This is a genomic window from Burkholderia sp. M6-3, assembly GCF_050858985.1.
GTDB lineage: Bacteria > Pseudomonadota > Gammaproteobacteria > Burkholderiales > Burkholderiaceae > Paraburkholderia > Paraburkholderia caledonica.
The window spans coordinates 265,759-277,759 of the sequence record NZ_CP110091.1 but is presented as its reverse complement, the minus strand read 5'-3'; the positions used below and the strand labels follow the sequence as shown (position 1 = coordinate 277,759).

General features: G+C 63.2%; 7 protein-coding genes. All 7 read right to left on the bottom strand.

Features of this window, described 5'->3' with window-relative positions:
* Positions 1-37 precede the first annotated feature (37 nt).
* Entirely contained in the window at positions 38-430 is a 393-nt protein-coding gene (locus tag OH764_RS18530) for a hypothetical protein (protein ID WP_498850260.1), read from the bottom strand.
* A 279-nt stretch (positions 431-709) separates the two neighbouring features.
* Positions 710-1,510: a YfaP family protein gene (locus tag OH764_RS18525; protein WP_498850259.1), complete on the bottom strand. Its 801-nt coding sequence runs from the start codon at positions 1,508-1,510 to the stop codon at positions 710-712.
* 22 nt (positions 1,511-1,532) lie between these two features.
* The gene (locus OH764_RS18520) at positions 1,533-2,417 is read right to left on the bottom strand and encodes a YfaP family protein (RefSeq protein ID WP_498850258.1); all 885 of its coding nucleotides are present in this window, start codon (positions 2,415-2,417) and stop codon (positions 1,533-1,535) included.
* The gene (locus tag OH764_RS18515) at positions 2,414-4,198 is read right to left on the bottom strand and encodes a DUF2300 domain-containing protein (protein ID WP_498850257.1); all 1,785 of its coding nucleotides are present in this window, start codon (positions 4,196-4,198) and stop codon (positions 2,414-2,416) included. Before OH764_RS18515 ends, OH764_RS18520 begins: the two co-directional genes overlap by 4 nt.
* A gap of 12 nt (positions 4,199-4,210) precedes the next feature.
* Positions 4,211-9,019 (bottom strand): alpha-2-macroglobulin family protein, encoded by a 4,809-nt coding sequence (locus tag OH764_RS18510; RefSeq protein ID WP_498850256.1) that lies wholly within the window; start codon positions 9,017-9,019, stop codon positions 4,211-4,213.
* Positions 9,016-9,744, bottom strand: coding sequence for a DUF1175 domain-containing protein (locus OH764_RS18505; protein ID WP_498850255.1), 729 nt, complete (start codon positions 9,742-9,744; stop codon positions 9,016-9,018). Before OH764_RS18505 ends, OH764_RS18510 begins: the two co-directional genes overlap by 4 nt.
* Positions 9,744-11,537, bottom strand: coding sequence for a DUF2138 domain-containing protein (locus OH764_RS18500; protein ID WP_498850254.1), 1,794 nt, complete (start codon positions 11,535-11,537; stop codon positions 9,744-9,746). The genes OH764_RS18505 and OH764_RS18500 overlap by 1 nt, the downstream gene beginning before the upstream one ends.
* Between the last annotated feature and the right edge of the window lie 464 nt (positions 11,538-12,001).

Sequence of the window (12,001 nt, the reverse complement as noted above, 5' to 3'; positions counted from 1 at the left end):
CGCAATTCCCGCCTTAAGCTTCAGAATCCCACCGTTCTCAAATAAGCAGCGAGATGATCCCGCCAAGGGTGATGCCCGCCGCCAGCCAACGTCCGGCCGTGTAGAAAGCGTTGCGCTCTTCGTGCGGTTGATCTGGCCGTTCGAGCCCGAGCGTGCCATACGCAAACGACTTCACCGCTGACGAATCCGTCGCCGATGCGCCCTCGCTGTCCGCACCGGTCGCGCTCGTGCCATCAACTATATTCGTGTCGTGAGCCGCCGCAGCTGCGCCTTCCGTGGAGATGCGCACGGCCTCGTCCTGCTTCGACGCATTCGAGGTAGCAGAGCGCGCGGTGGCGGCGCTGTCGCCAGGGACGGCAGTTGACGACGCACTCCTTGTCGTGCGTTCAGCTGCTTGTCGTGTTGACGGCAACGCACTGTCGATTTGCATTGCAAGCTCCGTTCGTTTCTTCAGGGCGCTCGGCGTAGCGCCGGATACAGGCTCTATCGACCGTGACCGGTTGAAACTTGACGCTCTGTAAGGCACGGTAAGCGCAGACGCGGTGTCAACAACGACGCGTTCCGCCCCGCATCATGTTGTCCACAGAAACTGTTCAGAAGGCTGTGGATATCCTGCGCAAGAGTCGTCCAAGTACCTGAGCGCGCACAGTTTTCATCGTCTGCACGCGGCAAGTCTCAAGTCAAAAGACAAACGGCAACGAGGCTGCGCTCAAGGCATCACAAACGTCTTCACGAGCGTCAGTTCGCCGGCTTTGCGCATCGGCACGCGGATCGTCTCGCTCTTTTCGTTCGGCGTGTTTTCGTTGGTGATGATCGTCACCTGAGCGACGGTCATGTCGCTTCGGTCGTTACCACTGCCGTAGTAATTCACGAAGACGAGATAGGTGCCCTTCAGCGGCGCCGCCGATGAATAAATCTCCGGCCCATAGCCAGTCGTGACGTCGACGTCGAGCGCGCCGCCGTTCGCCACGACGCGATCGCCGTACCATGCATGCGCGCCGTCCGGCGATACCACGTGCAGGTCGAGATCCGTGCCGTCCGTGTCCCACGCGAGCAATACGCGCAGCTTCGGCTGCGTCTTGCCGCCATAGGCGTCATAGAACTGAACGCGCTTGCGGCTGCCGTCCGGCGCGCGCAATTCAACGCCATTGCTGCCTGCAGGAAACGCATAGGGCCGCGAGAACTTGCCGTCCTCCTCTACACGCTGCGGCAACGGCGTGCCGTCGACCACCAGCGTGCCCACGGACTTGCCCTTTCTTTTCGGTACGTTACGAATCTGCCCTTCGATCAGCGCAAGCTTCGACTGCCCTTCCGGCGTCGCTACGGACACCGCCGGATAATGCACGTCTTGCGTATAGCGTTCGCTGTCGCCGCTCGTATTGCGCCAGCCGTTCAGCGGCGCGGCGAAGTCGATATCGCTTGCATGCGCGGCCGACGCACCCTGCAAGCAGCCGAGAACCAGCAGGCTGCGGCCAGCCGCGTTCATCCATCCCGTCGTTTTGGGCTTCATCGTGACTGCTCCCGTCCCGCTTTCAAAGTCGCTCGCTCTTCACGAGCATGAGGTCGCCGATTTTGCGCAGCGGCACAACCATCGTTTCACGCCGCTCGTTCGGCGTATTTTCGTTGAAGACCAGCGTCAACGTCGCCGTGATGACGTCGCGGTCGTGCGCGGACGCGTCGAAGTTGTAGCCGGTCGTATCAAAGTTGCCCCAGTAATTGAGGAAGAACAGCCACGTGCCGCGCTCCGGCGCCGCCGATGAAAATATCCCCGGCCCCGCGCCGTCCACCGAGTCGACGTCGAAGCCGCTGCCGTCTTCGAGCGTCGGATTGGCGAAGAACGCGTGCAGCCCGCCCGGCGTGATCACATGCAAATCGACCTGAGCGTGTGGATCGTTCCACGTGACGATTGCGCGCAGCTTCGCCTGCGGCTTGCTGGCGTCCGCTTCGTAAAACTGCATGCGCTGATGCTGCCTGCCGTCGGCAGAAATGAGTTCAATGCTGTTCGAGCCCGCACCGAATGCCCACGGCCGCGCAAATGCGCCTTCGTCGTCCGTGTAGAGCGGCGTCGGATTGCCGTTGACGACGAGCGTCGGCGGCTTGCGCGCGTGTTTGTCGATACGCTTCAGGCGTCCCTCGATCAATGTGCGGTAACGCTGCGCACCACGATCGACCGGCGGTCGCGGATACGCCGCGACGAATTGCTCGCCCTCGTTGGTCAACCCGCTATGACGCCAGCCGCCGAACGAGCGGGTGAGATCGGCGATGCCGCCATCAGCACTAGCAGCGCGGGCCTGTGTAACGACGCCTGTGCCGGACACGCCGCATGCAGCGACAGCCACGAGCATCACGGCGCGCAGGCGAACCCGCCGCAGCACGGAAGACCAGCTCAACGACAATAAGGAGGTGACGTGGTTCATTGGATCGGATTGTCGGTACGAATCAGCATGCGGGCAGTGCGCTCGACAAATTCCTCGTCGAGTCCACGCGGATGGTGCTGAAACGCGAGGTGAACATATTCATGCGCCAACGCAATGCGATCCTCTTCCGTTTGCAAGCGATACACATAGACGCGATTGCGCTGCGCGTCCGCGTACGGACGTCCTTCGCGGACCGCACACACGGCCGGCAGGTCGGGCGTCTCGTATCCAGCCGCGCCATCCATGCGCCGCACCCAGGAAGGCGCATTGCGCTCCAGCCACTCGCGCGCGCCGGTCACCGCGATGCAATCGCCGGACAACGGGCTTTGGAACGAAGTCAGCGTGGCTTGCGGCCATGTGCGGGCAAGGATCGCATCGAACGTCAGGCCAGTTTGCGCGGATGCTTTCGCGGCAAGCCAGCTCATTTGCCCTGCCGCGGCCTTGTCGTGGTGATACTGGACAGGCACGCCGGTCAGCACGAGCGCGTCGGTCATATCAGCGGCACGGCGCGCCGCCGCAGTCGGCGCGCTAGGCAGAACGCGCTGGGTGTTGCTGCTGTCGTCGATACGCAAACAGCCGTGCTCGTATACGCCGTGCTGCACGGCGTAAGTGCGCGCCGCCACGGCGAGCGCCTTGGCCGCTTCGGGCTGCGCCGTATCGCCTTCACGCTCGACTACGCGCGCCACATAGTCGTTCATGCCAAAGCGGCCGACCACTTGCGGCGCTCCCGCAGCGCTACGGTCGAGCCGCAACTCGCCGCGGCTCGTCAGTCGCGTCCAGTTGCCGTTCGCAAAACCAACGCGAAACTCGCCGTTCAGCGGCCCGTCAGCCACCGTCGCGGGTCCTTTCTGGCCGAGCACTTCACGAATCGGATAGCGGCTGAAGAAATCGACGACGACACATGCGCCGTCATCGGGCACCGTGACGCGCGTGAGAAGCGGCGCAATGCGCGGCGCAGCCAACGCGAGCACGCGTGCGCTGCCGCCCGGACCGGCGAGCCAGACCGGCGTGCCATCCGCTAGCCAGCCTGCGGCGCCGCCCGTCGATGCGCCTGGCCGGGCCGCATCGGGCATGGTCCACGTTTTGGCGCGCAGCAGGCTGCCGTAGAGCGACACCGTTCCCTCGCCACGCCCGCTCGTCAGCACGGAGACCAGCGTGCTGGCCGCCGCTTCGCGTGGACGTACGGGCATCGCCTGCAATGCGGCAAGCAGTTGCACGACGGGCACACGATGCGTCGGCGTCATCGCGTGAAGGTCGCGCAACCAGGCGGGCGCGTGTACCGCTGTCCAATATTTGCGCCAGTCGGCGGGATCAAGTTGCAGACGCCCCGGTTCGAAAAAGAGCCCGCACGATTTCACGAGCGCATGCTCGCGATCGACATGACCGCCCGTCATGCAGCAATACACTTCTTCGGGATCGCCGCCGCTGCACATGTAGTCTGGCGTGGCGATGTTTCGATCCACCAGATAGCCGTAGACAAACAGCTTCCACACGCTGCCAAGCGGCGTTTCAAGCGTGGCGGGCAGCAGCAGCGCGGATTGCGGAGACAGGCCGCTAAGTGCGCCGTCGACGTCGGCTTGCCACAGCTGGTTTTGCCCGTCGCGCAACCACGCGAAGCGCAATGTCTGTTTCGACGCCGGCTGCAGTGAAGCCGGCCCGGCCGCATACGCGCGATCGAGTGTGACGCCGCAGATCATGCACACCGCGCCCACGGCGAACGCGATCCGCAGCATCACCGCTGCAAGAAGATCGCGGACAGTCCGGAAAAGCGCGAGGAACATGGCCTGTGTCGCTTACTGGATGCGCAACGAGGTCACGCGATCGCTCTTGCCGCCTTCGAACGCCTTCGCGTCCGGTTGATACATGCGGAAATAGCGCGCGGGCGGCAATGCGAATGTGCCCGGCAACGCGAAGCGCACCAGTTGCCGCAACGCCACTGGCCGATCGAGCACCGGCACCGGCTGGTGATACGAGAGTTCACCCATTTCATACGATGCAACACGCGCGAACGGTTGCGGGCCGTTCTCGCCTTCCTTCTCGCCAGGCAAGCCCTCGATCGACACGCCCCAGCTCGTCGCTTCGACGCTCGCGCCCGGCGGCAGCGGCACATCGAGCAGGCCGTAGTGATATGCGTTGCCCGAGCGCGGCGTGATCGTGACTTCGTCGACGTACAGTGCATTGCTGTCGATCGCATCGCCCGATTTCACGGGACGCGCTGTGAACGCAGAGCGCCCAACATTGCTGTCGGCCGTGCCCTGCTTTTTCGGATCGGCCTTGACCTCGACCGGTTCGAGCTTGTAGAAGCGGCGGGCGACGCCGATGTTCAAACGGCTGTCTTCGCTCGTATGACTGCGGAAAGAGACGATTGCGCTGACGTCCGTGCGTGCGGCGCCTGCGTCGAGTGTGGACGGCACGCCGGCAGCGGTCCATTTCCAGAGTGGCGTGCCGGTCGGCGTTGCGGCGCGCGACCAGCCCGCGCCTTGCAGCGACGGCAACGAAGTAGCCGCCACATCGCCGCCGAGCGCCTTGCGCAGCCAAAGCAGCGTCAGTGCGCGGTCGAGCGTCGGGTAATCGGCGCTGCTTCTTGCAAGCAATGCGGATGCATCGACGCTCGCGCCTTCGCCGGACATGGCAAGCAGGCTTTGGACGAGCGGCGCCGGATCGTTGCTCAACGAGACACGCGCGGCGCTCGATGCAGCATCGAAACCGTCCGGCGTCTGCGCGCCCGTCGCGCGCGCCATGTTCGCGATCAGCAGCATCGCCATCTGCTTGCCGCGCGGCGAATCGGGCTGCGCAAAGACGATACTGTCCGACGCGCCATACGTAGCATTAGCGGTGTTGCGAGCCGGTGCGGCGGCGGCCGCCGCCGCGTCGCTCATCAAGTCGGCGGCCACGCCCGAGACCGGCGTCGCGATCGGCAAGCCCATCTGCTGCATGAACCACAGCGCCAACGCGCGATGAAGCAGTGGCTCTTTCGCGCCGGCGTCGCGATAAACCTCCATCGCGTGTTGCCAGTTCGCGGCCGGCAGGCTGATGCCGAGGCTGCGGCTCGCGAGCCAGTCCGCGTAATACGCGTATGCCGTGATCAGCGCGCTGCCGCCGGTCGTATCGCCCCACCAGCCGAACGTGCCGCCGACGCCCGCGAGCATAGCCAGACGTTGTCGCTGGTTGCGCAACAGCGCTTCGATTCCTTGCGTCGAACTCGCGTTGTCGCCGCGGCCGATCGCGTCGTGTGCAAGTGCGAGCGGAATCAAGCGGCTCGATGTCTGTTCGGCGCAGCCATACGGGTAGTTGATCAGATCGTCGGCCACGCGCATGAACTGGCTCGCGGCGTTGCCGACGAAACGCACGCTCACGTCCTGCGCGTCTTGCGGCAGATTGAGCGGCTTGCCTGCGCCGTCAAGCGCGACAGTATTCTGATGAAGATCGAGCCAGCCACTCGCGTCGAGTCGAATCGTGGTCTGCAAGCGGTCCACATCCTTGTCGCCCTTGCGCAAGGTCGCGTTGACCACGCCGGCCTTCAGCGCGCCGCTCGGCAGACGCAGATAATTCGCGCCGCGCTTAAGCGTGACCTTCTGATTCAGCGATAGGCCGCCGCCTTCCACCAGCCACTGCGCATCCATGTCCGCATCGGTCTGGTTGAAGGCGATCATGTCGATAGCCGGCTGGTCGTTGATGCGGAAATGCGACGGCCCGCTCCACTTCAGATACAGCGCCTTGTCGGAGCGCACGTATGCGGTGCGCTGGCCGACCATGCCATCGGGCGCGGCCGCGCGCACAGTGACGCGCCAGCGCGCTAGCGAGTCGGGCATTTTGAACGTCATGGTGGCGCGACCATTGGCGTCGGTTTTCAGGCTGCCTTCCCAAGCGGCCGTATCCTGATCGTCGCGGCGCGGGCGTTCGAGCACTTTCACGCCGCGCTCGTTGTAATTCGCCCGTTGGGGTCCGCCCGGTGCACCTTTGAGCGGCGAACGCGCGAGGTCGTAAGTGATGAACGACAGACTCGACGACGTCCGCACGTTATTGCGCCGCGGATGATAGAAAAAGTCGACGATGTTCGGCGCAATCTCCGGCTGCAACACGTAGACCATTTCATCGACCACGCTCACCGTCAGATTCGCCGCTTCCGGTTTGCCGTTCAACGTGCTGTCGAAATTCAGGGTGACGGTATCGCCGGGACCGTACACAGGCTTGTCGCTCTTCACGTTCAATTCGATCTGCGGCTGTGCCACGACGATGCCCGCGTTCTGAAATGCGTATTCGCCCGCATGCACGTACAGCACGGAGAAGGTCATGTTGGGCGCGAAGTCTTCGCCGACCTTGATACGCGCCTTCCATTGCGACGGCGTCACGCGCTGCAGTTGCAACCATTCGCCGCCCGCGCTCAACAGCGCGCGTCGTTCGACGTTATCGCGTTCGAGCGTCAGCAACGCATCGTCGACGGGCAGCGGGAAGGTGATCAGCGCTTCCGCCGTGTCACCGATCTTGTACCGGTCGCGATCGAACACGATCTCGACGCTGCCTGGAATCGCCTTCAGGCCGTCGCCCGCGACCCAATGGCTGACGGCGGCGAGCAGGTTGCCCGCGTCATCTTTGACCGACAACATGTACGAACCCGGTTGATCGAATGGCACCGCGAAGGACAGCTTGCCGCCAGCGCCGTTCGGCGCGCTTTTCAACGCGCCTTCGGCGTGCGTCTGCGATTCGAGGCGCGTCCATTCCCATTTCGCCGGCGCATGCGCGGCCGAGTCGGCCGCGGCCAGCGCCTGCAAGTCAAAGCTCACCGATTCCTTCGGCTGCGAGAACGACTTAGACGTAGTCAGCCGGTACGGCGTCGCGCCGCGCGCGATCAACACTTCGCGCGTCACGCGCACCTTGTATGCGGCGCCGTCCTGCGCGAACAGCGTCAGCGCATATCGGCTCGGTTCGGTCGCTGCGGGCAGCGTCAGGCTGGCGTTGCCGTCGCTATCCGTCTTGAGTTCCTGTTGTTCGAGCTTGACCGGGAAGAGCCCCGCATAGTGCAGTTCGCCGTCGACAATCGTCACTTTCTGCGCGCGCAGCGTGACCGAAATCTTGCTGTCGCGCACCGGCTTGCCGTCCGGATAGCGCAGCTGGATTTTGCCCTTCAACGGCTCGCCGGTCGCGTAGTCGGCTTTATCCATTGAAAGATTGACGTCGAAGTGCGGCTTCACATATTCGGCAACGCGAAACGCGCTGCCATACACATCGCCGTTGTAGTCGAACCGCAGCGTGTAGCCGCCAGCGCTTGCGTCTGCGGGCAGCGAAAACGACGTGTCCGCGCCGGTATCCGAAGCGAAATGCGTCTTCGACGTTGCAACCGGCGAGCCGTTCGGGTCGAGCACTTCAAGTTTGATGTCGGCCTCGGCAGGCGCCGACGATTGAGTCGCGTTCTGAAACGTACGGCCAATAAACTTCACATGGACCGGATCGCCCGGCCGGTACATCGGCCGATCCGTAACCGCGTAGATTTTCGTGTTGTAGATCTCGCTGTCGTAATAGAAATTCTCCGACACGAACACGCCGCCTTGCGGATCGACACCGAGCACGTAGCTGCGCTCGGGGCTCACGTGTTGCAGCACGAGCGCGCCGTCGTTGCCCGTCGTGCCGCTTTGCAACACACCTACGCCGTCGGTCCAGTGCACTTCCGTGTTAGCGACCGGCTTGCCGCTATCGCGCCGCGTGGTCCACACCAGCATTCCGCTCGATGCCGCTTTCACGACCGCCACCGTATCCGACACGAACAACAACGTGTGCGCGCGATAGTTGCCGATCACCGCCTCGACGATATAGAGGCCCGGCGGCAGCTTGCCGACCGGAATCATTACGTTGCCGGAACTCGCCTCGATAAAGTTACTGCTGCTGCCCGCGAGGTGCACGCCCTTGGGCGGCTCGATCACTTTCGCGTCCCAGATCGGATAGCGAAAACGCGCGACCATGTCATAGCCTTTCAGCGGGGCGAACTGCGAGTTCGGCTCGAACTGCGTCTGCTTGCCGGTCTGTTCGCCGAGCTTGAATTGCGGCGCGGCCTCCGTTGCCTTGCTGCGGGTGGCGAACGAAAGCACGCGCTGCCATGCGCGGCGCGCCTCGGTGAACCAGCGGTCCCACAGATAAGCCAGCGTGTTCGCGAGGCCTTCGCCCTGATAATTCGGCGCGACATTCAGCCGATGCAGATTCTTCTGTGCCTTCAGAAACTCGAGCGGCTTCGGCACCCGATACACGACGATGTCCGCACCGCCGTATGCCTGCAACGCGTCCTTGAAATCTCGGCCGGGCGCCTCAAGCCGGACCTGCGCGAGCTGATTGCTGCCGAAGCTCGCATCCGAGAGGAGAAAGAAGGGTTGACCGTCCACTTTCTGCGAAGCGAAGTTGCTCGACGGCGCCGGATTGAGCGTCGGATTCGCGGCGATGCTGGCGTCTGCCGATGCGGCCGATGCTGGCAACGCGTCGTCGCCCGCCTGCGCGGTGCCGCTTGCGGTGATCAGCCCAATCGCCACGAACAGCGCGCCCATGGCAACGGTCGCGCGACCGCGCATAGGGTTCAACCATTTGCAAGTCGCGATCACAAAGCTCATTCGGGTCATGGTGTCAAAAAGTCCAAACGAAACACGCCGACAAAATTCGGATTGCCGTCGAGCGGCTGCCAGCGGGAATCTTTCCATTGCATCAGGTCGGAAACGGCGACCGCGCGCAGACCGGTATCGGTCGGCGTAACGGTGCCTGTGTGATAAGCGATGTAGCGATCGAGCCAGATCATCAGATGCTGGTCGTCGCCCTGATCGAAGAACAGCAGGTCGCCGGGCAGTGCCTGGTTGACGTCTTTCGAAACGAAGCGGCTATTGCGTTGAATCAGCGCGATGGCCGACGCGTATGCGCCAGTAGAACCGTCGAGTTGCGTCCAGCGATTCGCGATCATTCGCTGCGCCGTGGACAACCGCAGTTCGGGCGGCAGACTGCTCGTGTCGGCAAGGCCGGTCATGCCGTTGGCGTGCAGCCATTTGCTGTCGTGTGGTCGCAGCGTCTCGCCGACGGCAAAGCGCACTAGTCCCGCACAATCGCGTTGCGTCCAGCGCGGCGTCGGGCCGCGGCGCATCTGCTGATCGACGATGCGGGTGAACCACGCGCGAAACACAGCAGATTGCTGCGCGGTGAGCGCGTCGGCCTCGGGACCGGTAGCGCCCGGACTCAGCGCGTGGGCATAAGGCGCGACGCTCGCTGCTGCAAACGTCGCGGTCATGCGCAACAGCCATGCGCGGCGTGAAGTCGTGATAACGCGGGAAGTCGCGCCGGCTAAGCGAAGGCGACGCATTAATCGCCCTCTGTGTCGGGCTGATCTGCGGATGCTTGCGGCGAGTCGTTAGCCGAACCCGCATCGCCTTTCGCGCGATCGAACCACCACTCTACCGGCACCCAACCGGTCGAGCCTGGCAAGTTTTGCGGCAGCGTCAACGAAACCGGCGGATAGTGTGCGAGCGCGCGCAATTTTGGTGTGAGATGCGTACGCGAGGCGTTGCGGAACACGGCCTCCTGATCGGCGGGCAGTGCGGCGCCAGCTTCGCGTTCGATCAGTGCTGCAGCGGACGAAGGCGTCAGCGTCAGAATGGTGCGCGGCAAACGCTCAGGAGCGAGCGTGTCGGCGAGCGCGGGGTAACGCTTGTCGAGCACTGCCAGCGTGTCGTCGACGAGACGTGAGTCGGGCGAGAAAATCAGATAGCCGTGCGCAAGCGCAAGCGTCACCGGGAAATAGCGCTCGGCCGATAACTGCGACGCGAACGACACCCTACTGCTCGACGCCGTGCCCGAACGCGCGCTGACCGGCCGCTGCCAGACAGTGACGTCTGCTCCCAGGTCGCGCCTCGTGACCGGCAAACGGCGATAGTCAGCGGCGTTGCCGTCCGTCTTCGCGGCCTTTGCCTCATATGCGCCAATCACGTCACCGAATGTTTTGTCGAGGGCGGTCTTTAGCGCAACGATCGAGGCCGCGTCCTGTGTCTTGTCCTGCGTGTTGATTCGAGCGATGAAAACCGGCGCAACCAGCGTGGATTTCGCATACCAGCACACCGCCGCAGGGCCCGTCAGACGATCGCCGATTGCCCCGGCGGCGTCCGCCCCATTGGCCACCTTGCCAAGCAGTGCCGACGCCTCCTTCCAGTCCGCGGGCAGGCTCGTGCACGCCGCGGCGTTCGCCGGCAATGCGTGCCACAAGGCCGCGCTATTCCACTGCTGCGGCAGTTTGCCCGGCTCGATCAAGGCTGAGGTCCGCCAGGTAGCAGGCGCGCTGCCATTCGGCGAGAAGTCGAACCGCAGCGCGTCGATGCCCGAAAAGAACGCCTGATAACCGAACGACAGGTAATTCGCCGACACCACCAGACGATGACCCTTCAGCGCCTCTCTTGGTGCATCCAGTTGATATGCGCGTGCGGCGGCGTCGCGACCGGATGACAGCATGTCGGACACAGCATCGGCGCGTTCGCCCAACAGGCCGCCCTTTTCGTCGAGCAGAACGCCGGGCGCGGACAGCACGACGAGGCGATCGTCTTTCGTCGCGAACAGCAGCGTTCGGCCAACTGCGAGCTTCATCGCGTAGACCGGTACGTCGCCGGAGAGCCTGGCGACCTGACTCAGTTGTGCGTCGCTTGCGGCGACGTTGCCAAAGCCCTGCAACAGCTTCGCAAGACCGTTGCGGCGCACGGACATGATCCAATAGCCGAGGCGGCCATCCGGCGAACGCCAGAGCAACACATGCGCGGGTTCGTCGAACACGCGGCGGATCAGTTCGTCGCGCCAGTCAAGCTGATGTTCGAACGCGAGACGCCGCAATGCACCTTCAGCGGAAAGGCGCGTATTCGCCGATTCGTAATAGTCGACGAAGTCTTGCGTGAGCACGTCGTGAAGCAGCGGCACGCGCAACATGTCGCGCGGTAAGCGCGCCAGCGCTTCGCTGTCGATCACCGCGTCGGGATGATGAATATCCAGAACGACTTCGCCCGCGTTGGTCGCCTTGCGATGTGCGAACGGACGCCACACGGCCTGAATGACGATGCCGCCCACGATCAGAAGCGCGGCCACGAGGATTGCAATCTTTTTACGCGACATCTTCATCCGAGTTTTTTTTGGTTCGATGCGACGATATTAACGTTGATGCCGGCCGGATTAAGCCGCCGTGACCGATCGCTGAAGGCAGCGATGATAACCGATATTTTTAACAGCAAACCACCCGACATTGCATTTAACAATTAGAGAGGTTTCAGGTGCTTGTTGACCACAAGTTGCGCTTGATTAATGCGCCGATGGAGGTTAATGATTTTTTAAGTCACTGCGATTGCAGAACGTTCGCTCAGGCGTTACGCCGCTGAACGCCCGTGTGCGCGGGTCGCCGCCTAGCCACATGCGACTCGCAAGCTAATTTGAGCGACGCCCGGATACCACTCACGCAGGCAAGCGGCGATGCATTATGCGCATAAACAACCGAGATTCCGCGAGATCACCTGTTAATGCGGGACTTGCTCCTACAGATTCAGAGAAACATCACTTTGATTTGCGGGACGCAACTGTAAGACGACCGG